Origin of the sequence: Streptomyces sp. NPDC048664, from assembly GCF_040650555.1 — a bacterium.
GTDB lineage: Bacteria > Actinomycetota > Actinomycetes > Streptomycetales > Streptomycetaceae > Streptomyces.
The window spans coordinates 225,292-248,125 of record NZ_JBEZHK010000011.1 but is presented as its reverse complement, the minus strand read 5'-3'; the positions used below and the strand labels follow the sequence as shown (position 1 = coordinate 248,125).

21 protein-coding genes and 1 tRNA gene are annotated in these 22,834 nt (G+C 72.8%); 17 read left to right on the top strand and 5 right to left on the bottom strand.

Going from position 1 to position 22,834, the window contains the following annotated elements; genetic code table 11:
- Nucleotides 1-81: 81 nt before the first annotated feature.
- A complete protein-coding gene (locus AB0C59_RS15420; protein WP_363004577.1) occupies nucleotides 82-702 on the bottom strand; it encodes a 5-formyltetrahydrofolate cyclo-ligase in 621 nt (206 codons plus the stop codon).
- Between the two features lie 105 nt (nucleotides 703-807).
- Here AB0C59_RS15420 and galU point away from each other — a divergent pair, with 105 nt between their 5' ends.
- The 7 genes from galU (at nucleotide 808) to AB0C59_RS15385 (ending at nucleotide 6,486) form a co-directional block, all read left to right on the top strand.
- Nucleotides 808-1,710, top strand: coding sequence for a UTP--glucose-1-phosphate uridylyltransferase GalU (gene galU / locus AB0C59_RS15415; RefSeq protein ID WP_363004575.1), 903 nt, complete (start codon nucleotides 808-810; stop codon nucleotides 1,708-1,710).
- A gap of 5 nt (nucleotides 1,711-1,715) precedes the next feature.
- Nucleotides 1,716-3,038, top strand: a complete 1,323-nt coding sequence (gene glp / locus AB0C59_RS15410) for a gephyrin-like molybdotransferase Glp (protein ID WP_363004573.1) — start codon at nucleotides 1,716-1,718, stop codon at nucleotides 3,036-3,038.
- Between the two features lie 156 nt (nucleotides 3,039-3,194).
- Complete coding sequence (gene moaC, locus AB0C59_RS15405) at nucleotides 3,195-3,680, top strand: cyclic pyranopterin monophosphate synthase MoaC (protein ID WP_363004571.1); 486 nt, start codon at nucleotides 3,195-3,197, stop codon at nucleotides 3,678-3,680.
- On the top strand, nucleotides 3,677-4,255 hold the full coding sequence (locus tag AB0C59_RS15400) for a MogA/MoaB family molybdenum cofactor biosynthesis protein (protein ID WP_363004569.1): 579 nt from the start codon (nucleotides 3,677-3,679) through the stop codon (nucleotides 4,253-4,255). The genes moaC and AB0C59_RS15400 overlap by 4 nt, the downstream gene beginning before the upstream one ends.
- 17 nt (nucleotides 4,256-4,272) lie before the next feature.
- Nucleotides 4,273-4,920: a GNAT family protein gene (locus AB0C59_RS15395; protein ID WP_363004567.1), complete on the top strand. Its 648-nt coding sequence runs from the start codon at nucleotides 4,273-4,275 to the stop codon at nucleotides 4,918-4,920.
- Nucleotides 4,921-5,095: 175 nt separating this feature from the next.
- Nucleotides 5,096-6,316: a gephyrin-like molybdotransferase receptor GlpR gene (gene glpR / locus AB0C59_RS15390; protein WP_363004565.1), complete on the top strand. Its 1,221-nt coding sequence runs from the start codon at nucleotides 5,096-5,098 to the stop codon at nucleotides 6,314-6,316.
- A gap of 96 nt (nucleotides 6,317-6,412) precedes the next feature.
- A tRNA-Ala gene (locus AB0C59_RS15385) sits at nucleotides 6,413-6,486 on the top strand.
- Between the two features lie 418 nt (nucleotides 6,487-6,904).
- Here AB0C59_RS15385 and AB0C59_RS15380 read toward each other — a convergent pair.
- Nucleotides 6,905-7,381 (bottom strand): GNAT family N-acetyltransferase, encoded by a 477-nt coding sequence (locus tag AB0C59_RS15380; RefSeq protein ID WP_363004563.1) that lies wholly within the window; start codon nucleotides 7,379-7,381, stop codon nucleotides 6,905-6,907.
- An 83-nt stretch (nucleotides 7,382-7,464) separates the two neighbouring features.
- Between AB0C59_RS15380 and AB0C59_RS15375 the strand changes: the two genes are divergently transcribed.
- A complete protein-coding gene (locus AB0C59_RS15375; RefSeq protein ID WP_363004561.1) occupies nucleotides 7,465-8,268 on the top strand; it encodes an exodeoxyribonuclease III in 804 nt (267 codons plus the stop codon).
- Here the strand turns inward: AB0C59_RS15375 and AB0C59_RS15370 are convergent.
- Nucleotides 8,256-8,921: a MerR family transcriptional regulator gene (locus AB0C59_RS15370; protein WP_363004593.1), complete on the bottom strand. Its 666-nt coding sequence runs from the start codon at nucleotides 8,919-8,921 to the stop codon at nucleotides 8,256-8,258. The genes AB0C59_RS15375 and AB0C59_RS15370 overlap by 13 nt on opposite strands.
- Nucleotides 8,922-9,076: 155 nt before the next feature.
- On the opposite strand from AB0C59_RS15370, the gene AB0C59_RS15365 reads away from it, so the two are divergent.
- From AB0C59_RS15365 to AB0C59_RS15350, 4 genes are all read left to right on the top strand, one after another.
- Nucleotides 9,077-10,657 carry an NAD(P)/FAD-dependent oxidoreductase gene (locus AB0C59_RS15365; protein WP_363004559.1) on the top strand — a complete coding sequence of 527 codons (1,581 nt, stop codon included), beginning with the start codon at nucleotides 9,077-9,079 and terminating at the stop codon, nucleotides 10,655-10,657.
- Nucleotides 10,654-11,628 carry an alpha/beta hydrolase gene (locus tag AB0C59_RS15360; RefSeq protein WP_363004557.1) on the top strand — a complete coding sequence of 325 codons (975 nt, stop codon included), beginning with the start codon at nucleotides 10,654-10,656 and terminating at the stop codon, nucleotides 11,626-11,628. Before AB0C59_RS15365 ends, AB0C59_RS15360 begins: the two co-directional genes overlap by 4 nt.
- Nucleotides 11,625-12,509: an SDR family oxidoreductase gene (locus tag AB0C59_RS15355; protein ID WP_363004555.1), complete on the top strand. Its 885-nt coding sequence runs from the start codon at nucleotides 11,625-11,627 to the stop codon at nucleotides 12,507-12,509. Before AB0C59_RS15360 ends, AB0C59_RS15355 begins: the two co-directional genes overlap by 4 nt.
- A gap of 77 nt (nucleotides 12,510-12,586) precedes the next feature.
- Nucleotides 12,587-12,808, top strand: a complete 222-nt coding sequence (locus tag AB0C59_RS15350) for a hypothetical protein (RefSeq protein WP_363004553.1) — start codon at nucleotides 12,587-12,589, stop codon at nucleotides 12,806-12,808.
- A gap of 127 nt (nucleotides 12,809-12,935) precedes the next feature.
- On the opposite strand, the gene AB0C59_RS15345 is transcribed toward AB0C59_RS15350, so the two are convergent.
- Nucleotides 12,936-16,370 (bottom strand): S41 family peptidase, encoded by a 3,435-nt coding sequence (locus AB0C59_RS15345; protein WP_363004551.1) that lies wholly within the window; start codon nucleotides 16,368-16,370, stop codon nucleotides 12,936-12,938.
- A 207-nt stretch (nucleotides 16,371-16,577) separates the two neighbouring features.
- On the opposite strand from AB0C59_RS15345, the gene AB0C59_RS15340 reads away from it, so the two are divergent.
- From AB0C59_RS15340 to AB0C59_RS15325, 4 genes are all read left to right on the top strand, one after another.
- Nucleotides 16,578-17,177, top strand: coding sequence for a TetR/AcrR family transcriptional regulator (locus AB0C59_RS15340; RefSeq protein WP_363004549.1), 600 nt, complete (start codon nucleotides 16,578-16,580; stop codon nucleotides 17,175-17,177).
- 119 nt (nucleotides 17,178-17,296) lie between these two features.
- Nucleotides 17,297-19,540, top strand: coding sequence for an MMPL family transporter (locus AB0C59_RS15335; RefSeq protein WP_363004547.1), 2,244 nt, complete (start codon nucleotides 17,297-17,299; stop codon nucleotides 19,538-19,540).
- Nucleotides 19,541-19,729: 189 nt separating this feature from the next.
- Nucleotides 19,730-20,617, top strand: coding sequence for an NAD(P)-dependent oxidoreductase (locus AB0C59_RS15330; protein WP_363004545.1), 888 nt, complete (start codon nucleotides 19,730-19,732; stop codon nucleotides 20,615-20,617).
- Nucleotides 20,618-20,721: 104 nt separating this feature from the next.
- Nucleotides 20,722-20,997: a DUF1876 domain-containing protein gene (locus AB0C59_RS15325; RefSeq protein WP_363004543.1), complete on the top strand. Its 276-nt coding sequence runs from the start codon at nucleotides 20,722-20,724 to the stop codon at nucleotides 20,995-20,997.
- Between the two features lie 28 nt (nucleotides 20,998-21,025).
- Here AB0C59_RS15325 and AB0C59_RS15320 read toward each other — a convergent pair whose 3' ends face one another.
- Complete coding sequence (locus AB0C59_RS15320; RefSeq protein WP_363004541.1) at nucleotides 21,026-22,198, bottom strand: serine hydrolase domain-containing protein; 1,173 nt, start codon at nucleotides 22,196-22,198, stop codon at nucleotides 21,026-21,028.
- 252 nt (nucleotides 22,199-22,450) lie between these two features.
- On the opposite strand from AB0C59_RS15320, the gene AB0C59_RS15315 reads away from it, so the two are divergent.
- Nucleotides 22,451-22,828, top strand: a complete 378-nt coding sequence (locus AB0C59_RS15315; RefSeq protein WP_363004539.1) for an SsgA family sporulation/cell division regulator — start codon at nucleotides 22,451-22,453, stop codon at nucleotides 22,826-22,828.
- Nucleotides 22,829-22,834: the final 6 nt, after the last annotated feature.

Below are 22,834 nucleotides of genomic sequence, written 5' to 3'. Positions count from 1 at the left end.
GACACCCTGAAGCCCCCCCCCTGACGGGTACGAGCCCCCCGAACCGGCCCTCCACGCGCGCGTGGAGGGCCGGTTCGCGTATCAGCGCCCGCCCGGATCGTGGAAGCGGCGCACGCCCGACGGTGTCACCGCCGCGTGCACGGGACGGTCGTGCGGCTCGCCGGGAACGTCCGCCACGACCTCCGTGTCGTACAGGAGCACCACGAGCGCGGGATCGGCCCCCGCGCGCTCCAGACGGGCCAGCACGCGGTCGTAGGAGCCTCCGCCGCGGCCCAGGCGCGTCCCGCGCCCGTCGACCGCGAGCCCGGGCAGCAGCACGGCGTCGGCCTCCGTGACGGCCTCGGGCCCCAGGCGCTCGCCCGCCGGTTCCAGCAGGGCCATCCTCCCGGCGTGCCGGACGCCCACCAGGGAGTCGGGCCCGGCGTACACGCCCCAGTCGAGGTCGTTGTCCGGCAGGAGCACCGGGAGCAGCACCCGCACGCCCCGGGCGCGCAGCGCGTCCAGGAGCGCCGCGGTGCCGGGTTCACCGCCCACCGAGACGTACGCGGCCACCGTGCGCGCACCGGCCAGCTCGGGCAGTTCGAGGGCCCGCCCGGCCAGCGCTGCCGCCGCCTCGCGCACGTCATGCGGAGTCAACCCGCGCCTCACCTCGAGGAGGGCTCGGCGCAACGTTTGCTTGTGACGCTCGGCTCCGTGTTCCATGGGGACCACAGCTCAGGACCCTGCCTTCTCATAAGCGCTCATATGGGGAGCGAATCAACCTGGGCGACGTTTTCGGCTCAAATGTCACCGGATAAGGTGGCGGACATGACTGAGTCGCACCCCAGGATCACCAAGGCTGTCATTCCCGCGGCCGGCCTCGGCACCCGGTTCCTGCCGGCCACCAAGGCCACTCCCAAGGAGATGCTGCCGGTCGTCGACAAGCCCGCGATTCAGTACGTGGTCGAGGAGGCCGTGTCCGCCGGACTGGACGACGTCCTGATGGTCACCGGCCGCAACAAGCGGCCCCTGGAGGACCACTTCGACCGCAACTACGAGCTCGAGTCGGCCCTGGAGAAGAAGGGCGACGCCAAGCGGCTCGCGAAGGTCCAGGAGTCCAGCGACCTGGCCACCATGCACTACGTCCGCCAGGGCGACCCCAGGGGTCTCGGGCACGCCGTCCTGTGCGCGGCCCCGCACGTCGGCCAGGAGCCCTTCGCCGTCCTCCTCGGCGACGACCTCATCGACCCCCGCGACCCCCTGCTGGCCCGCATGGTCGAGGTCCAGGAGCTGCGCGGCGGCAGCGTCGTCGCGCTCATGGAGGTCGCCCCCGAGCAGATCCACCTCTACGGGTGCGCGGCCGTCGAGCCCACCGAGGACGGCGACGTCGTGAAGGTGACCGGCCTGGTCGAGAAGCCGGACCCGGACGACGCCCCGTCGAACTACGCGATCATCGGCCGCTACGTCCTGGACCCGCACGTCTTCGAGGTCCTGCGCAAGACCGAGCCCGGCCGCGGCGGCGAGATCCAGCTCACCGACGCGCTCCAGACGCTCGCCCAGGACGAGAGCATCGGCGGCCCCGTGCACGGCGTCGTCTTCCAGGGGCGCCGCTATGACACCGGCGACCGCGGCGACTACCTGCGTGCCATTGTCCGACTCGCATGCGAACGTGAGGACCTGGGCCCGGACTTCCGGGCCTGGCTTCGCAGTTACGTAGCCGAGGAGATGTAGCGATCTTGAGCGACGCCGCGACCCGCCCCACCGGCGAGGACCACGTCTGGTCGGTGGACGAGCACCTGGAGGACATCCTCACCACCGTCCGCCCCCTGGAACCCATCGAGCTGCAACTGCTCGACGCCCAGGGGTGCGTGCTGGTGGACGACGTCACGGTGCCGATCTCCCTGCCACCGTTCGACAACAGCTCGATGGACGGGTACGCGGTGCGGGTCGCGGACGTCGCGGGCGCCGGCGAGGACTTCCCCGCGTCCCTCACCGTGGTCGGGGACGTCGCGGCGGGCGCCGCCGAGCCGCTGCGGGTGGGGCCCGGCGAGGCCGCGCGCATCATGACCGGCGCCCCGCTGCCGCCCGGCGCCGAGACCGTCGTCCCGGTGGAGTGGACCGACGGCGGGCTCGGCGGCGGCCCCGTCTCGGGGATGCGCGCCCACAGCCGGTCCCCCGAGGGCGCCTCGGGGCAGGTGCGGGTCCACCGCCCGGCCGAGGCGGGCGCGCATGTGCGCCCGGCCGGCAGCGACGTGAAGGCCGGAGACCTCGCCCTCGCGGCGGGCACCGTGCTCGGGCCCCCGCAGATCGCGCTGCTCGCCGCGATCGGGCGCGGCACCGTGCGCGTGCGCCCGCGCCCGCGTGTGGTCGTCATGTCCACCGGCAGCGAACTCGTCCCGCCCGACGAGGCGCTGGCGGGCGGCCAGATCTACGACTCCAACAGCTTCGCGCTCACCGCGGCGGCCCGGGACGCCGGAGCGATCGGCTACCGGGTGGGCGCGGTCGCCGACGACGCGGACACCCTGCGCGACACCATCGAGGACCAGCTCGTACGCGCCGACCTCATGGTCACCACCGGCGGGGTGAGCGTGGGGGCGTACGACGTGGTCAAGGAGGCGCTCTCCTCGGTCGGCGACGAGGACGAGGCGGGCGCCGGCATCGACTTCCGCACCCTCGCCATGCAGCCGGGCAAGCCCCAGGGGTTCGGCTCCATCGGCCCCGACCACACGCCGCTGCTCGCGCTGCCGGGCAACCCGGTGTCGTCGTACGTCTCCTTCGAGCTGTTCGTGCGCCCCGCGATCCGCACCCTGATGGGGCTTACGGACGTGCACCGCCCGCGCGTGCGCGCCGTCCTGGAGGCGGACAAGGCGCTGACCTCGCCGGCCGGCCGCAGGCAGTTCCTGCGCGGGCGGTACGCCGACGGCACGGTGAGCGCCGTCGGCGGCGCCGGGTCGCACCTGGTCGCGGCCCTCGCGCACGCGAACGCGCTGATCGTGGTCCCCGAGCAGGACACGTCGGTGGAGCCGGGCTCCGAGGTCGAGGTGCTCCTGCTCACCTGACCCGGCCGGGCGGGTGAGCCCGGTGGCTCCCGCGGGCACGGCCGCGGAGCCTGCGGCACCGTGCCCGGCCGAACGCGCCGGGCCCGCGATACCGTGTCGCGCACAACAGGCCCGCGCACCGCACCGTGCCGGGCCCGGACCGGGAGCGCCCAGCAGATGAGCACGCAGGACCAGGACCGACTGACCCACATCGACGACGCGGGGGCGGCCCGTATGGTCGACGTCTCCGGGAAGGACGTCACCGCGCGCACCGCCCGCGCCAGTGGCCGCGTCCTGGTCTCACCCCGGGTGATCGAACTGCTGCGCGGGGAGGGCGTGCCCAAGGGCGACGCGCTCGCCACCGCGCGTATCGCGGGCATCATGGGCGCCAAGCGCACCCCGGACCTGATCCCGCTGTGCCACCCGCTGTCGGTGTCCGGTGTGACACTGGATCTGACGGTCGCGGACGACGCCGTGGAGATCACGGCCACGGTGCGGACCACCGACCGTACGGGCGTCGAGATGGAGGCGCTCACCGCGGTCGGCGTGGCGGCGCTGACCGTGGTCGACATGGTCAAGGCGGTCGACAAGGGCGCGGTGATCACGGACGTGCGGGTGGAGGAGAAGACGGGCGGGAAGTCGGGCGACTGGAGCCGGTCATGACGGCGGCGGGGCCCCTGTCGGGGGCTGCTCTGTCGGCGCCGTACGCGGCCCTGGTGGTGACCGCGTCCAACCGTGCCGCGGCGGGCGTGTACGAGGACAGGGGAGGGCCCCTCGTCGCCGAGGGCCTCGCCCGGTTCGGCTTCGCGGTCGACGGGCCCCTGGTGGTCCCGGACGGGGAACCGGTGCGTGACGCCCTGCGCGAGGCCGTCCGCGCCGGCTACGACGTGATCGTCACCACGGGCGGCACGGGTGTCTCTCCCACCGACCGCACCCCCGAGGCCACCCGGGAGGTGATCGACTTCGAGGTGCCGGGCATGGCCGAGGCCCTCAGGGCGTTCGGACGGCAGAAGGTGCCGACGGCGGCGCTCTCCCGGGGGATCGCCGGGGTCGCGGGCGGCACCCTGATCGTCAACCTGCCGGGATCCACCGGCGGGGTGAAGGACGGACTGGCCGTCCTGGAGCCGCTGTTGACGCACGCGGTCGACCAGATCCGCGGCGGCGACCACCCGAGGAGCGGCACCGGCGGGTCCCCGTCCGGCGAGGACCCCCGGGGACCGAGGGGGCGTGCGAGCTGAACAGCCCATCCTGGCCCGTGGTGCTGGCGGACGGCGATGTCGTCCTCCGGCCGATAAGGGTGCGCGACCAGCGGGCCTGGCGCGAGGTCAACCGGCGCAACCGGGACTGGCTGCGGCCCTGGGAGGCGACCATTCCGCCCCCCACCCCCAGCGGCCCCGTCATCCATCGGCCCACCTACCGCCAGATGGTCCGGCATCTGCGCCGGGAGGCGGGCGCGGGACGGATGCTGCCCTTCGTCATCGAGTACCAGGGGCGGCTCGTCGGGCAGTTGACCGTGGCGGGCATCACCTGGGGGTCGATGTGCTCCGGGCATGTCGGCTACTGGGTGGACCGGGCCGTGGCGGGCCGGGGCGTGATGCCGACGGCGGTGGCGCTGGCGGTCGACCACTGCTTCAGGACCGTCGGGCTGCACCGCATCGAGGTCTGCATCCGCCCCGAGAACGTGCCCAGCCGCCGGGTCGTGGAGAAGCTCGGATTCCGCGAGGAGGGGCTCAGGCCGCGCTATCTGCACATCGACGGGGCCTGGCGCGACCACATGGTCTTCGCGCTCACCGCCGAGGAGGCGCCCGAGGGGCTGCTCGCGCGCTGGCGGCGGACGCGCGCCCAGCAGCGTGCCGATCCGGGCACGTCGGCCCCGGACCCGTCGACCCATCCAGGAAAATGAAATACGTGTTCGAAATAAATGATCGAACGGCGATCGTCTCAGCCTGTGAATGGGTCGTCGCGTCTGCCTGCTGATCGCATCGGTCCCAAAAAAAGTTCGAAATATCAGCCAGATCGTGCGACACACCGGCCCAATTGGCGGATGGCCCCACGCAAACCCCTCTACCGTGTGAGGCGTGAGCAGCAGCGGCCTCATCTACGCAGTCATTGTCGGGGCCTGGGCCGCCTACTTGGTGCCGATGTGGCTCCGTAGGCAGGACGAGTTGAACGAGTCTCGTCCGACGGAACGCTTCAGCACAGCCATCCGGTTGCTGTCCGGACGGGCGGGCATGGAGCGCCGATACGCCAAGGACCTGCGCGCGCGCTCGACCGACGAGGGGGAGCGGGGCGCCCGGCCGGACGATGTCACCGACTCGGTGGACGTCCGGGCCTTCGCCATGCCCCCGACCGCGCCGCAGGCGCGACCGGAGCGGCAGGAGCGGTCCGTACGGCCGGAGCGGCCGGATCCCGAGGGGCCCCCGTCCCGGAGCGAGCGCGAGCAGGACGGTGCCCGCCCCACGGCGGGCGGGAGCGTCCCCCGGGCGCGGACCGGCAGCGCCGCCTCCGCGGAGGCGGCGGCCAGAGCGCGGCGCACCAAGGTGCTCGCGCGCAGGCGCCGTACGACCGTGCTCCTCTTCCTGGCGTTCACGATCGGCGCGATCGTCGCCGCGGTCGGCGGCCTCACGTTCCTGTGGGCGCCCGCCGCGCCCGCCGTGCTGCTGAGCGCGTACATCGCCTATCTGCGCGCCCAGGAGCGGAAGCGGTTCACGTACACGATGGACCGCCGCAGGGCCGAGGTGGCCGCCCAGCGGCTGCGCGAGCGCCAGCCCAGGCGCCGCCCGCCGGCCGCCCCGGAAGCGGCGGACGAACCGGAGGACGTCCCCGAGCCGGCGAGCGACCCCGGACTGTCCGCGCTCGCGGCCGACCGCCGCGCCCTGGTCGAGCAGACCGACCACGCCGAGTGGGTGGACCAGCAGCGCGAGCGCCGGCGGCGGCCGGGGCAGGGCGACAGCTGGGAGCCCGTCCCGGTCCCGCTGCCGACGTATGTGACCGCGCCGGTCGCCCCCCGCGCCACCCCGAGCGTCGACCTCGGCGCGCCGGACACCTGGAGCTCCGCCCGGTCGAGCGCCGCGGACGCGGCGGCACCCGTGCCGTCGTCGCCGGCCGCCGAACCGGACGCCGGGGAGCCCGCGCCGACCGAGGAGGCGGAGGCGGCCCAGGACGCCGAGTGCGCCCCGGACGGCGACCGCAGCGACGCCCGCCGGGCGGCATCGGCGCGCAGGTCCCGCGAGCGGGGCCGCACACCGCTGTTCGACCAGTACGAGGACGGCGAACGCCCCCGGGCCGCCAACGAGTGACCCCGAGCCCGGTGTCCGCCGCGTCCCGGTCGCTGACCTGCGCGGAACGGATTTCCTGGCAGGCCGATGAGGATGCTAGAGTTTCACTCGTTGCAAGGGCCTGTGGCGCAGTCCGGTAGCGCACCTCGTTCGCATCGAGGGGGCCAGGGGTTCGAATCCCCTCAGGTCCACGCACGACTGTTCTTGAGTTAGCTCAAGAGCGGTGACGGGATCCCGTCCGATCGCAAGATCGGACGGGATCTTCGTCGCTTCAGGGGACGTTCGCCGCCTGTTCGGCGTGGTGGATGGCGGTGCATCGGGTCTGACGGGCTGTCGGGCCGGCGTCTGCCGGGCGCCGCCTCAGTGTCGGTCGGTGGCCCGTGGGTGCCCCATGCCCGCGAAGGTGATCCAGCAGGTCTGCCCGCGGTGCCACGTCTCGCCGACCGTCCGGGGCGCCACACCGCCGGTGGAAACTCCCAGGTGCACGAGGCCCGCATCCCCGCCTCGATGAGGGTCCGTCACCGAAGCCGCGGAGAGTTTCCGGCAGAGCGGGGCCGAGATCGAGGTGCGGCGGTCCGCCGTCGGCGCCGGGGAGTGAGCCCGGTGTGCTCACAGCCGCTTCGCGTAGCAGCGGCTCGAATCGTAGGCGCGGTAGTAGCCGAACTTGGCGCAGGGCGCGTAGCCGCTGGAGGCGTACAGGGCGATGGCCTCCGGCTGCCGGTCGCCCGTCTCCAGCACCATCCGGGTGCGTCCGGCCGCGCGGGCGTCCGTCTCCAGTGCGGCCAGGATGCGGCGGGCGAGCCCGTGGCCGCGCAGCCCCTCGGTGACGTACATCCGCTTGATCTCGGCGTCCCCGTCCTCGAAGCCCTCCTCGCTCTTGTCCTGGCCGCGCCAGCCGCCGGAGGCGACGGGCCTGCCCTGGGCGTCGTACGCGATCAGATAGAGCCCCAGGGGCGGCACGAACCCCGCGGCGTCCATGTGCGTGGCGTCGCCTCCGTCGCCGTAGCGCAGGGCGTACTCGGCCTGGACCTGGTCGTTCAGCAGAACGGCGTCCGGGTGATCGAACGCGACGGGGCGAATGTCCATGCGGGAAATCGTACTTCCATGCGAATTCGGTGGGGGTTCGGGTCCACGGGTAACGTACGCCGTCGGCCGGCAAGGAGAATGTTGTGATCACCGTTACCTCCGTCAATGTCAACGGGCTGCGCGCCGCCGCGAAGAAGGGCTTCGTGGAATGGCTCGCCGACAGCCCGGCCGATGTGCTCTGCCTCCAGGAGGTGCGGGCCGAGCCCGGGCAGCTTCCGCCCGAGGCGGGGGCGCCCGAGGGATGGCACGTCGTGCACGCGCCCGCCGCGGCGAAGGGCCGGGCCGGGGTGTCGCTCTACACGCGGCGGGAGCCCGACCGCGTGCGGGTCGGGTTCGGGTCGGCCGAGTTCGACGGCAGCGGGCGATATGTGGAGGCCGACCTGCCCGGCGTCACCGTCGCCAGCCTGTACCTGCCCTCCGGCGAGGTCGGCACCCCCCGCCAGGAGGAGAAGACCCGCTTCATGGCCGAGTTCCTCGGCTATCTGAAGGAGCTGAGGCAGCGGGCCGCCGCCGAGGGCCGGGAGGTGGTCGTCAGTGGCGACTGGAACATCGCCCACCGGGAGGCGGACCTCAAGAGCTGGCGCGCCAACCGCAAGAACTCCGGGTTCCTGCCCGAGGAGCGGGCGTGGCTGGGCAGCGTCCTGGACGCCGACGACGGCGGATACGTCGACGTCGTCCGCGCCCTGCATCCCGAGGCCGAGGGGCCCTACTCGTGGTGGTCCTACCGCGGGCGGGCCTTCGACAACGACTCGGGCTGGCGCATCGACCTCCAGGTGGCGACGCCGGGGCTCGCCGCTCGCGCGGTCAAGGGATACGTGGAGCGCGCGGCCACCCATGCGGAGCGCTGGTCCGACCATGCCCCGGTGACGGTCGTCTACGACAGGTGAGGGGGGTCCCCGCCCTCGGGACGCTCCGATATCCCGCGTTCGCGCAGCCGGCGGTCCAGGGCCAGGGACAGCTCCGCCTCCACCACGCTCTTGGCCAGCGGGCGCAGCCGCCGGACGTCGTCCGGGCCGCGCTCGTGCGTGGTCATCAGGTTCGTGAAGAGGTCCGCAAGCGTCTCCGCGTGCTCGCGCACCCGGCGCCCGGCGGCCAGCACCTCCGCGAGCGGGATGCCCTCGCGCACCAGCTCGGCCGAGACGTCGAGCAGCCGCCGGCTGATGTGGACGATCTCCCCGCCGTCCGTGCCCAGATAGCCGAGGTCGATGGCGGCCAGCAGGTTCTCGGGGGTCGCCTCGGAGCCGAACACGTCCGCGAGGGCCTCGGGCGTGAGGCGGACCGGTGTCTCCTCGGTCGGCGCCCCGACGCCCAGCAGGTCGCCCACGTCGCGGCCGTGGTCGAAGGCCTCCGCCAGTTCCGCGATGCCGGTGAGGGTGTGCCCGCGCTCCAGCAGCGCGGAGATCGTGCGCAGCCGCGCCAGGTGCGTGTCGTCGTACCAGGCGATGCGACCCTCGCGGCGCGGGGGCTGGATCAGCTTGCGCTCGCGGTAGAAGCGCAGCGTGCGCACCGTGATGCCGGCTTCCCTGGCCAGCTCCTCCATGCGGTACTCGCGCCGCTCCCCGTCGTCCGTCACTCCCGCACCCTACGTCGTACTCCGGGTAACTTTCCTCGGTCCAGCCCCTACCCACAGGTACGCCGCTGGCCTACGCTCCCATTGCGCCAGTGTTCACTGGCGGGATCGACGGGAGGGCTCGCATGGCCGCGGACCAGGACGCAGACGGGCAGGGGCAGGGGCACGCGGGCGTGCCGCATGTGCGGGTGGCGGTGATCGGGTCCGGGTTCGGCGGGCTCGGTGCCGCCGTGCGGCTGCGCCGGGAGGGGATCACCGACTTCGTCGTGCTGGAGCGCGCCGCGGGCGTCGGCGGCACCTGGCGCGACAACAGCTACCCCGGCTGCGCCTGCGACGTCCCCTCGCACCTGTACTCGTTCTCCTTCGCGCCCAACCCCGACTGGCCGCGCACCTTCTCCGGGCAGGAGCACATCCGCGCCTACCTGGAGCACGTGGCCGACGTCTTCGGGCTGCGCCCCCATCTGCGCTTCGACTCCGAGGTGAAGCTGATGACCTGGGACGCGACCGAGCTGCACTGGGCGATCGAGACCAGCTCCGGCCCGCTCACCGCCGACGTCGTCGTCAGCGCGACCGGGCCGCTGTCCGACCCCAAGGTGCCCGACATCCCCGGACTCGACGGCTTCCCCGGCCAGATCTTCCACTCCGCCCGCTGGGACCACGACTACGACCTGCGCGGCAAGCGCGTCGCCGTGGTCGGCACGGGTGCCTCCGCGATCCAGATCGTCCCCGAGATCCAGCCGCTGGTCGGCCGGCTCACCCTCTTCCAGCGCACCCCGCCCTGGGTGATGCCCCGCGTCGACCGCGCCATCAGCGGCGTGGAACGGCGGCTGCACCGCGCACTGCCGTTCACCACCCAGCTGCGCCGCGGCCTGCTGTGGGGCATCCGCGAACTCCAGGTCCAGGCCTTCACCAAGCGCCCCGACGAACTGGGCCTGGTGGAGCGGCTGGCCAGGCGCAACCTCGCCCGCGCCATCAAGGACCCGGCCCTGCGCGCCAAGCTGACGCCCGACTACCGCATCGGCTGCAAGCGGATCCTGCTCTCCAACGCCTACTATCCGGCGCTCGCCCGGCCCAACGTCGACGTCGTCGCCGCCGGTCTGCGGGAGATCCGCGGCTCCACCCTGGTGGCCGCCGACGGCACCGAGACCGAGGTGGACGCGATCGTCTTCGGCACGGGCTTCCACGTCACCGACATGCCCATCGCCGACCGGGTCGTCGGCGCCGAGGGGCGCACGCTCGCCGAGACGTGGAGCACCGGCATGGCATCCCTGCGCGGGGCGACGGCCGCCGGATTCCCCAACTGGATGACGATCATCGGACCCAACACCGGGCTCGGCAACTCCTCGATGATCCTCATGATCGAGTCCCAGCTGAACTACATGGCCGACTATCTGCGCCAGGTGGACACGCTGGGCGGCCGGGTCGCGCTCGACGCCCGGCAGGGAGCCGTCGACGCCTGGAACCACCGGGTGCAGGAGCGGATGAAGCGCACCGTGTGGAACACCGGCGGCTGCACCAGCTGGTATCTGGACGCCGACGGCCGGAACACCACCATCTGGCCCGGTACGACGACGGAGTTCCGCAGCGCCACGCGGGGCGTCGACCTGGGGGAGTACGACGTGGTGCGCGCCCCGAGCGCCCCGCACGCCCACGACGACAACGGCAGCGACAGCGACAACGAGACCAAGGCGGAGGCACGCGCGTGAACCGGAAGACCCGCAGGGCGCATGTGGTGAGCGGACGCTACGCGCCCTCGACCCCCGCCCGTGAGCTGACCGTGACGTCCGCCGACGGCGCCCGGCTGCACGCCGAGGTGCACGGGCCGGACGGCGCGCCGCCGGTCGTCCTCGCCCACGGCTGGACCTGCTCGACCGCCTTCTGGGCCGCGCAGATACGGGACCTCGCCACCGACCACCGCGTGATCGCCTACGACCAGCGCGGGCACGGGCGCAGCCCGGTGAGCTCCGCCTGTACCGCCGAGGCGCTCGCCGACGACCTGGAGGCGGTGCTCGCCGCCACGCTCACGCCGGGCGAGAAGGCCGTGGTCGTGGGCCACTCGATGGGCGGGATGACCGTCATGGCGGCAGCGCGCCGCCCCGGCTTCCGGGACCGCGCGGCGGCCGTCCTGCTGTGCAGCACGGGCAGTTCGCGCCTGGTCGCCGAGGCGCGCGTGGTGCCCCTACGCGCCGGACGCGTCCGCACCTGGCTCACGGCCCGGGTCCTCGGCTCACGTGCCCCGCTCGGGCCGGTCACGCCCGCGGCCAGGCGGGTCCTCAAGTACGCCACCATGGGCGCCGGTTCCGCGCCGGACATGGTCGAGGCCTGCGCTCGGATCGTGCACGCCTGCCCCCGCGAGGCACGCCACGCCTGGTCCCGTGTGCTCGAGACCCTGGACCTCGACAGCGGCGTCCGCGCGTTGGACGTGCCCACGGCCGTCGTGGCCGGCACGGCGGACCGGCTCACGCCGCCGGTGCACGCGCGCTCGCTCGTCGCCGCCCTGCCGAACTGCGTGGGCAGCACGGAACTCGCGGGGCTCGGCCACATGACTCCGGTGGAGGCGCCCGAGCTGGTCAGCGGGAAGATCCGCGAACTGGTCGGCCTGTACGCGGTGAGCGGGACGGGCAGGACGAACGCGGCGGACGCACCGGTCGACGCACGGATCGAGGAGAGCGCATGAGCAAGGTGAGCCTGGCGGGTCAGGTCGCGGTCGTCACCGGCGCCGCCCGGGGCGTGGGCGCGCTGCTGGCCCGCAAACTGTCGGCGCGCGGGGCGAGTGTCGCCCTGGTCGGCCTGGAGGCGGACGAACTCAAATCGGTCGCCGAGCAGTTGTACGGGGACAGCGCCCACTGGTACGCCGACGTCACCGACCACGAGGCGATGACGGCGGTCGCGCGTGAGGTCAAGGAGCGGTTCGGGAAGGTCGACATCCTGGTCGCCAACGCGGGTGTCGCGAACGGCGGTCCGTTCGCCGAGTCCGACCCCGACGCCTGGCGCCGTGTGATCGAGGTGAACCTGATCGGCTCGGCGGTGACGGCCCGCGCGTTCCTGCCCGTGCTGACGGAGAGCCGCGGCTATCTGCTCCAGATCGCCTCGCTCGCCGCGATCACCCCCGCGCCCATGATGACCGCGTACTGCGCGTCCAAGTCGGGCGTGGAGGCGTACGCGCACAGCCTGCGCGCCGAGGTCGCGCACAGGGGGGTGCGGGTCGGCGTCGGATACCTGTCGTGGACCGACACGGACATGGTGCGCGGCGCCGACCAGGACGACGTCATGCGGGAGTTGAGGCAGCGGCTGCCCTGGCCGTCCAACAAGACCTATCCGCTGGGCCCGGCCGTGGACCGCATCGTGGCCGGCATCGAGCGGCGCTCCAGCCATGTCTACGGGCAGGGGTGGCTGCGCGGGATGCAGGCCCTGCGCGGCTACCTGCCGGGGATCATCGCGACGGTGGGGCAGCGCGAGATGCGCCGCTTCGAACCCCGGTTGAAGGGGGTCGGCACCGGGCTCGTGGGAGCCGGTGGCGAGGCCGATGAGCAGCGGCGCAGCACGCTCCGTAACTGATCGACATGCGCGCTGTCACCGCCCGTGTAACTCTGGTCGAGGCCCGATCCCCTCACCCACTACGGGAGTGAACAAGCATGGGCATGAAGGACCAGTTCCAGGAGAAGTCCGGGCAGATGAAGCAGCAGGCCAAGCAGAAGATGGACCAGGCCAAGCAGCAGGGACAGCAGCGCGGCCGTGAGGCCCAGGAGTCGCACAAGTCCCAGCAGACACCGCAGCGCGGCCGTCCGACGCCGAGGGACGCCGAGCGTCACCACGACGAGGCGCAGGACCGCCAGAACCAGGACTACGACGCCTAGCAACGGTTGATCGCCGGCGCGACGCTGAGTCACTGCGCTCCTGCCCGGCCCTGGCCGGGATCGGGGTGCCCTCTCCGGAGAGGGCACCCCGTCTTTATTCGTGCACGCCCCCTTGCGCGGACCGCGTCTAACCCGCGTTCCGCGGCGGCAGCTTGGGGCGGGTGCGGTCCGGGACGTCGCTGTAGTCGGGGGGAGCGGCGGGGGGGTCGGTGGCCAGCAGCTCCAGGGCGATGTCGATGGCGTCGTCCATCTGCTTGTGGCGGCCCTCCGCCCAGTCCAGCGGGGAGCGCAGGATCTCCAGGTCCGGCTCCACACCCCGGTTCTCGATCGACCAGCCGTACTCCTCGAACCACGCGGCGTTCATCGGCACCGTGATCACCGTGCCGTCGCCGAGGCGGTGGCGGCCCGTCATGCCGACCACGCCGCCCCAGGTGCGCTGGCCCACCACCGGGCCGAGGCCCAGCAGTTTGATGGCCGCCGTGATCATGTCGCCGTCGGAGGACGTCGCCTCGTCGGTCAGCGCCACGATCGGACCGCGCGGGGCGTTGGAGGCGTACGACACCGGCTGCGCGTTGCGGGTCAGGTCCCACCCCAGGATGGTGCGGGTCAGCTTCTCCACGACCAGTTCGCTGATGTGGCCGCCGGCGTTGCCCCGCACGTCCACGATCAGGGCCGGACGCGAGACCTCCATGCGCAGGTCGCGGTTGAACTGCGCCCAGCCCGAGCCTCCCATGTCCGGGATGTGCAGATAGCCGCACCGGCCGTCGCTCAACTCCCGCACGACGCCACGGCGCTTGGCCACCCAGTCCTGGTAGCGCAGCGGCCGTTCGTCCACGAGCGGGACCACCGCCACGCGCCGGGGCCTGCCGCCCTCCTCCGCCGGGGTGAACGTGAGCTCCACCGTCGTGCCGCCCGCCGCCGCCAGCAGGGGGAACGGTCCCGTGACCGGGTCCACCGGCCGGCCGTCGACATGGGTGAGCACGGCACCCTCCCGGATACCCGTGCCCGCGAGCGGTGAGCGGGCCTTGGAGTCCGAGGAGTCGCCCGGCAGGATGCGCCTGACCATCCACCTGCCGTCGCGGCGCACCAGGTTGGCGCCCAGCAGGCCCTGGAAGCGCTGGTACTGCGCCGGGCCCTCGTTGCGCCGGGCCGGTGACACGTACGCGTGCGACGTGCCCAGCTCGCCCAGCACCTCGCGCAGCAGATCCGCGAACTCGTCCGGTGAGGCGATGCGTTCGAGCAGCGGGCGGTACTGGTCGAGGACGGCGTCCCAGTCGATGCCGCACATGTCCGGGTCCCAGAAGTAGGCCCGGATGATCCGCCCCGCCTCCGCGTACGCCTGCCGCCACTCCGCCGGGGGGTTCACCTCGTGCATGATCCGGCGTACGTCGATCCACACCGTCGTGTCGGCGTCACCCACCTCGGTGGACGGCACCGCCCGCAGGTCGCCCTCGTCCACGACCACCAGCCGGGTGCCGTCCCCGCTCATCGCGAACCAGTCCAGGTGGCCGACCAGTTCGGACTTCTTCGCCTTGCTGATGGTGAAGAACTCCAGGGTGGGCCTGCCCGAGGTGTCGTCCGGGTTCACGAAGGTCTCGCCGAGGGCGCCCGAGATCGGCCAGCGCATCCAGACGAGGCCGCCGCCCGCGACCGGGCGCAGCTCCGAGTACTTCGAGGCGGCGACCGGGAACGGCGTCACCCGCATCGCCAGTCCTTCCGTCTCCACGGTCACCACGCCGTCGCCCTCCTCTTCCTCCAGCGGGTCCAGACCACCGGCGGCGGGCCGGCCCTCCGGGTTGAGGGCGAAGGGGGAGGGGGTGGCGGAGGACAGCGGCACCAGGTAGGGGCGGCAGCCGAGCGGGAAGGACAGGTCCCCGGTGTGCACGTCGTACACCGGGTCGAAGCCGCGCCAGGACAGGAACGCCAGATAGCGCCCGTCCCGGGTGAACACCGGGTTCTCGTCCTCGAAACGGCCGTTCGTGACGTCCACGATGAGCCGGTCCTTGATCCGCGCCATCTTGATCTGCCGCAGGGAGCGGCCGATTCCCGGGTGGGACCAGGTCAGCCAGGCCCCGTCCGGGGAGAACGCCAGGTCCCGCACCGGGCCGTTGTCGGAGCGGACCAACTCGGTGACCACACCCCCGGACTCCCCCGCCCCGCCCCCCACCGCACCTCCGGCCACCGGCGGCTCCACCGTCGCCGCGCCCGACGCCGACTCGGCGGCTCCTGAGTCCGTCGCCGTTTCCGACGCCGGGTGCGTCTCAGTTCCCTGGGCCGGGGCGGCTGTCTCCGGGGTCGGGGCCGGTCCGGTGTCCTCCTCGCTCGGTACGGCGACCAGCAGCAGCCGTCCGTCGTCGGAGGCGACGGCGAGCCGCTCGCCCTCCGGGTCGGCCACCATCTCCTGCACCCGGCCCAGCAGGCCGGAGGCCAGTCGGCGCGGCGCGCGGTCACCGGAGGCCCTGGGCAGATAGGCGATCTCGATGGCGTCCTCGCCCTCCGCGTCCGTCACATAGGCGACCCGACCGCCCACCCCGAGCATCTCGGGCAGCCGTACCCGTACGCCCGGGGTGTCCGTGATCGTCCGGGCGGGCCCGTCGCGGTGCGTGAGCCAGTACAGGCTGCCGCGCACGACGACCGCGCTGGCCCGCCCCGTCTCGTCGACCGAGATCCCGTCCACGTGCTGCGCCGCCGGAACCTGGTACGGACGGCGCCCCGCGCGCGGCCCGCCGAGCCGCACCCGAAGGCGGCGCGGGACGGAGTCCGGGGAGAGGTCGTCCACGATCCACAGGTCGCCCGCGCACTGGTAGACCACCCGCTCCCCGTCGCTGGCCGCGTGGCGGGCGTAGAAGGCGTCGTGGTCGGTGTGCCGGCGCAGGTCGGTGCCGTCGTACGCGCACGAGTACAGGTTTCCGATGCCCTCGTGATCGGACAGGAACGCGATGCGCCCGGCCACGAACATGGGGGAGTCGAGATGGCCGTCGATGCCGTCGAGCAGTTGCCGCCCGTGCAGCCACAGCCGGCCCATGGCGCCGCCCCGGTAGCGCTTCCAGGAGGCGGGCTCGTGCGGTGGGGTGCCGGTCAGCAGCAGGGTCCGGCGCTCGCCGTCCAGATCGGCCACGGCGATGTCCGAGACGGGTCCCCAGGGAAGCTTGCCGCCGGGGTCGCCGTCGGTGGGGACCTTGTAGGCCCAGGTGAAGTAGGAGAACGGCTCGCCGTGCGAGGCGACCGCCAGGATGTCGCCCTCCGGGGTCCAGCCGCACACCCGGGTGTCGGTGCTGCCCCAGTAGGTCAGACGCCGTCCGGGGCCCCCGTCGACCGGGGTCAGGTGGATCTCGGGGACGAGGCTGCGCCAGCTCGTGTAGGCGATCCGGCCGCCGTCGGGCGAGAAGCGGGGATGTCCGATCTTCGTACGGTCGACGGTGAGCCGCCAGGCGCGGCCCGAGCCGTCCACCGGGGCCACCCACAGGTCGTCCTCGGCGGCGAAGCACAGACGGTCACCGTGCAGATGCGGGAAGCGGAGGTAGCCGGGTGCGCTCTCGAACTCGTCGCTCGCATCGCTCACCTACCCATGTTTTGCCGGGGGACGGGCAGGGGCAACTCAGGGGCCGATCCGAACGCGGCGACCCGAACGCCGCGCGGGCGCCCGGGGTTGCCCGGGGCGCCCGTGACGCGGAACACGTACGAAACGGTTTCGTTTCGCTGAGGGCAGGAGTATCGTCGTACGAGTACGAAACAGTTTCGTTCGGAGTGGGAAGGGAGGGTGGGCCGCATGACCGAGTCCGCGACCGGGCGCCGCAGCCGGATCACCCCCGCGCGTGAGGCCGAGCTGTACGAGGCCGTGCTCGACCTGCTCCGGGAGGTCGGCTACGACGCCGTGACGATGGACGCCGTGGCCGCCCGCACCCGGTCCAGCAAGGCCACGCTCTACCGCCAGTGGGGCGGCAAGGCCGAGCTGGTGGTGAAGGCGATCCGGCACGGCAAGCCGGGGTGCATCGACGAGATCGACACCGGCTCGCTCCGGGGCGACCTGCACGCGCTGGTCACCCGGGAGGACGACTGCACGATGGAGCAGAACTCCGCGCTGATGCGGGGCGTCGCCATGGCGATCCACCACAACCCGGATCTGCGCCAGGCGTTCCGCGAGCAGCTCGTGGAGCCGGAGATGGAGCAGATGCGGCACGTGCTGCAACGCGCCGTGGACCGGGGCGAGATCCGTCCGGACTGCCCGGCCCTGGACTTCCTGCTGCACATGATGGTCGGCGGGTTCGCCACCCGTGCGCTGCTGGAGGACCAGCCGCCGACGCGGGACTTCCTCACCTCCTACATCGACGCCGTGGTCCTCCCCGCCCTCGGTGCCCCCACCACCTGACCATCCACTCGTCCCTGCGAGTCCCCTTCATGTTGGCCCCCATCTGACGGCACCGCTCTCGTCGTCGGGCTGATCACACCTGCCCTGAACACCCCACGACTGAACGGGAGTACGCCCTCGTGGCCACATTCCTCTATCGGCTCGGCCGACTCGCCTTCCGGCGACGGCACTTCGTCGCGCTCCTCTGGGTGGCGCTGCTGACGCTCGCGGGCGTCGGTGCCGCCAACGCCCCCACCGCGGGCGCCTCCTCCTTCTCCATCCCGGGCACGGAGGCGCAGCGGGCCTTCGACCTGCTGGAGCAGCGCTTCCCCGGCATGAGCGCCGACGGCGCCACCGCCCGTGTGGTGTTCAAGGCGCCGGGCGGTGAGAAGGTGACGGCCGCGGACAGCAAGGCGGTCGTGGAGAAGGCCGTCAAGGAGCTGCGTGGCGGCTCGGAGGTCGTCTCCGTCACCGACCCGTACACCGCGCACGCCGTCAGCAAGGACGGCACCACCGCCTACGCGAGCGTGAAGTACAAGGTCTCCGGAATGGAGCTCAAGGACTCCTCCCGCAACGACCTCAAGGACGCCGCGCGGCACGCCCGGGTCGGTGGGCTGACCGTGGAGGTCGGCGGTGACGCGCTCACGGAGATGCCCAAGGAGGGTGCCGGCGAGATCATCGGCATCGCGGTGGCCGCCGTGGTGCTCGTCATCACCTTCGGCTCCCTGGTGGCGGCCGGACTGCCGCTGCTCACGGCCCTGATCGGGGTCGGCATCGGCGTCTGCACGATCACGGCACTGGCCGACGCGCTGGACCTGGGCACGACCACCTCCACCCTGGCGATGATGATCGGACTCGCGGTCGGCATCGACTACGCGCTGTTCATCGTCTCCCGCTACCGCGTCGAGCTGTCCGAGGGCCGCACCCGCGAGGAGGCGGCGGGCCGGGCGGTCGGCACGGCGGGCTCGGCGGTGGTCTTCGCGGGCCTGACCGTGGTGATCGCGCTGGTGGGCCTCGCCGTGGTGAACATCCCGATGCTGACGAAGATGGGCGTGGCCGCGGCTGGCACGGTCGCCGTCGCGGTCCTCATCGCGCTGACGATGATCCCGGCGCTGCTCGGCTACGCGGGCCGCACGGTCAAGCCGGCCGGTGAGAAGAGCCGGCTGCTGGGCGGCGGCCGGCGCGCGGCCGAGTCGGACGCGCAGGGCAAGGGCGCGCAGGGCGCGAAGGACAGGCCCAACATGGGCACGCGCTGGGCGAGCTTCGTCGTGCGCCGCCCGGTCGCGGTCCTGCTGCTCGGCGTCGTCGCGCTCGGCGCGGCGGCGGTCCCCGCCTCCAAGCTCGAACTCGGTCTGCCGGACGACGGCTCGAAGCCGGTCTCCACGACGCAGCGCCGCGCCTACGACCTCCTGTCGGAGGGCTTCGGACCGGGCTTCAACGGCCCCCTGATGGTCGTCGTCGACGCCAAGGCGAGCGCTCACCCGAAGAGCGCGGTCACCGAGGTCACGAACGAGATCAAGGGCATGAAGAACGTGGTGGCCGTGACGCCCGCGACGTTCGACAGGTCGGGCGACACCGCCGTGGTCAGCGTGATCCCCGACTCCAAGCCGTCCTCCACGACGACCGAGGACCTGGTGCACGGCATCCGCGGCGCGGGCGCCGGCATCACCTCGGACACCGGCGCGAAGGTGCTGGTCACGGGCGCGACGGCGATGAACATCGATGTGTCGCAGAAGCTGAACGACGCGCTGGTGCCGTATCTGGCGCTGGTGGTGGGCCTCGCCTTCCTCCTGCTGATCGTGGTCTTCCGCTCGATCCTGGTCCCGCTCAAGGCGGCGCTCGGCTTCCTGCTCTCGGTGACGGCGGCGCTCGGCGCGGTGGTCGCGGTGTTCCAGTGGGGCTGGCTGGCCGGTCTGGTGGGCGTCGAGGAGACGGGCCCGGTCATGTCGATGATGCCGATCTTCATGGTCGGGGTGGTCTTCGGTCTCGCGATGGACTACGAGGTCTTCCTCGTGACCCGGATGCGGGAGGCGTACGTCCACGGGGAGACGGCCGGCCAGGCCGTCGTGACCGGCTTCCGGTACGGCGCCCGGGTCGTCACCGCCGCCGCGATCATCATGATCGCCGTGTTCTCCGGGTTCATCGGCTCCAGCGACTCGATGGTCAAGATGATCGGCTTCGGCCTGGCCATCGCGGTCTTCTTCGACGCCTTCGTCGTCCGCATGGCCCTGGTCCCGGCCGTCCTGGCCCTGCTGGGCAGGAAGGCCTGGTGGCTGCCGCGCTGGCTGGACCGCGTCCTGCCCAACGTGGACGTGGAGGGCGAGGGCCTGCGCGCCCACGAGGAGTCCGGCGCCGAGCGGGACAGGGACCTGGTCCGCGCCTGACGCGCGACGGCGACCCCGAGCCGGTGAGGGCACCGCACCGACGGTGCCCTCACCGGCTCCATCCGTTCCAGGGCCCGAATCGGGCGGCGCGGGCCCCGGCACGCGGATCATGGACCGTGCCGTACGGGGAACACAGGGACGGGAAGACTCTTCCGGGGCGCAGACACCCCGACGACCACAGGAGCCGGCATGACGGACAAGTTCACCGTGAGCGTCCTCGGGACCGGGATCATGGGCGCCGCCATGGCCCGCAACATCGCCCGCGCCGGGCACCCGGTGCGGGCCTGGAACCGCACCCGGGCCAAGGCCGAGCCGCTGGCCGCCGACGGCGCGCACATCGCCGACACCCCTGCCGAGGCCGTACAGGGCGCGGACGTGGTGCTGACCATGCTGTACGACGGCGGGGCCGTCATGGAGGTCATGCGGGAGGCCACCCCCGGTCTGCGCCCCGGAGTCGTCTGGGTGCAGTCGACCACCGCCGGCGGCGAGGCCACCGCTGAGCTGGCCGCCTTCGCCGAGGAGTGCGGGCTGGTCTTCTACGACGCCCCCGTGCTCGGTACCCGCCAGCCCGCCGAGGCGGGGCAGCTGACCGTCCTCGCCGCCGGGCCCGAGGAGGGCAGGGCGGTCCTGGAACCCGTCTTCGGCGCCGTCGGCGCCCGCACGGTGTGGACCGGGCCGGACGCCGCGGAGGGCAGCGCCAGCCGGCTCAAGCTGCTCGCCAACAGCTGGGTGCTGGCGGCCACCGCCGCCGCCGGTGAGGTCCTGGCCCTGGCCCGGGCCCTGGACGTGGACCCGGAGAGGTTCTTCGAACTCATCGCGGACGGCCCGCTCGACATGGGGTACCTGCGCGCCAAGATCGGGCTCCTGGTCGACGGCGAGCTGACCCCGCCCAGCTTCACCGTGGCCACCGCGGAGAAGGACGCCCGGCTGATCCTGGAAGCGGCCGAGCGGGGCGGTGCCCGGCTCCACCTCGCCGCCGCCACCGCCGAGCGCTTCCGCCGTGCCGCCGAGCAGGGCCACGCCGACGAGGACATGGCCGCCGCGTACTTCGCGAGCTTCGACGAACCCCGGCCCTGACGGACCCCACGGACCCCGCGGCCCCCGCGACACCCCGGGGCCGCGCCGTGCGCCGGGAGGCAAGGCGAGGCACCCTGGAATCAGCGGTTCCGGAGGTGATCGTCATGATGCACACCGCAGTCGGATGGCATGTGGAGCTCGAGTTCGAGGAGGACGAGGAGCGCACCCGGGCGGCGGCGCTCGTGCGGCTCCCCGACGGGAACGAGGTCCGCTCCCACGGGTATGCGAGCCGCCATCACTCCGACTCCAATCAGCCCGGGGTCGGGGAGGAGATCGCGGGCGCGCGCGCCCTCAACGACCTCGCCATGCAGTTGCTGTCCAAGGCGCACGACGAGATCGACGGGGCGTCGGGGCGGATCTCGCATCCCCTGACCCACTAGGGCCCGGGCTCCGGCCCGTCGGGACTGCTCAGGCCGTCCCGGCCGTCGACGCGCGCACCGCCCGTACCAGCGCCTGGGCCCGGGGGTCAGCCGTCACGCTCGTGCGGAAGCCGTTGGTCACATAGCCGAAGGCGATCCCCGACTCGGGGTCGGCGAAGCCGAGGGAGCCGCCGCGGCCCGGGTGGCCGAAGGAACCGGGGGCGAGCAGCGGGGACGCGCCGCCGTGCAGCATGTACCCGAGGCCGAAGCGGGTGGACACCACCAGCACCCGGTCGGGGCCGGCCGAGGCCTCGGTGCGGGCGCGCTCGGCCGTCTCGGGGCTGAACAGGCGCACGCCGTCCACCTCGCCGATCAGCGCCGCGTAGAAGCGGGCGAGAGCGCCGGCCGTGGCGATGCCGTTGGAGGCGGGCAGCACCGCCGCGCGATAGGCGGGGTCGTTCTCGTCGGGCAGCGGAGTGATCGCGGCGAAGGCGCGGCGGGTCAGTCCGGCGGGGTCGGCGTAGGCGTCGGCGACCGCGCGCGTGGGGCGGGTGCGCAGCGCGCCCTGCCGCTCCTGCTCCGGTGCCGTGACCGGGCCGACCCGGCCCACGCGGTGCGCCTCGGCCTCGGGCAGTCCCAGCCACAGGTCCAGGCCCAGGGGCCGGGCGATCTCCGAGGCCGTCCACCGGCCGATGGACCCGCCCGTGACCCGGCGTACCAGTTCGCCGGTCAGCCAGCTGTAGGTCTGCGCGTGGTACCCGTGGTCCGTGCCGGGCTCCCAGGCGGGCGCCTGCGCGGCCAGCCGGGCGGCGGCGAGATCGGGATCGGCGGCCTCGGCGGGCGTGAGCGGACGGTCGAGCACCGGAACCCCCGCCCGGTGCGCCGGCACGTCCCGGACCAGGGTCCGGTCCTTGCCGCCCGTCTTGAACTCGGGCCAGTACTGGCCGACCGGCGCGTCCAGGTCCAGTTCCCCGCGCTCGGCCAGCATCAGCAGGACGGCCGCGGCGACGCCCTTGGTCGCCGAGCGCACTATCTGCGCCGTGTCCCGCTCCCAGGGCGCGGTGCCGTCGACGTCCCGCGTCCCGCCCCACAGGTCCACGACCTGGCGCCCGTCGCGGTACACGGCCACCGCCGCGCCGCGCTCCCCGAGCGTCTCGAAGTTCCGTACGAACGCCTCCCTGACCGGCTCGAAGCCCTCGGCCACAGTGCCGTTCACGTCCACGTCCGTACGCTCCTCATGATGCTTGTTCCCTGATCTTCCCTGCCCCCGACGGGATCACCGCCTGCGACTGTGGGTGCAACGCACGCCTGGCGCCTGTGATTCCTGTGTCGCACCTCGGCCACCAGGTGAAACGTGGCAATGCTCACCTGTGCGGCCCAGGCTTCCTTTGTCGCTGTATGGGACATTGGTATGTGTGACCGCACAGTAACGAGGGACTCATCTTCCGCCGGTGTCCAGCGTGAGGAGTGGCCGATGCCCGTTGTCGAACAGTACGCACGAGCCCATGTCGTCACCGACTCCCCCGAGGCCCCGGACGCCGTCCCCATCGTTCTGCGCTACGACCCCGACAGCGATCCGCGCTCCGTACGCGTCGGTCTGCCCGGCCCCCACGAGTGGGCTTTCTCCCGGGAACTCCTGGAGAAGGGACTGCGCGCCCCCGCGGGCAGCGGCGAGGTCCGGATCTGGCCCTGCGGCCGGGTCCAGGCCGTCATGGAGTTCCACTCGGGCCACGGCGTCGAGGTGCTCCAATTGGAGTCGAAGACGCTGCTGCGCTTTCTGCGGCGCACCTACACGACGGGGGCGACGGCCGGGGTGAAGGCGGAGGAGACCCTGGCGCACCAGATCTCCTGACAGATC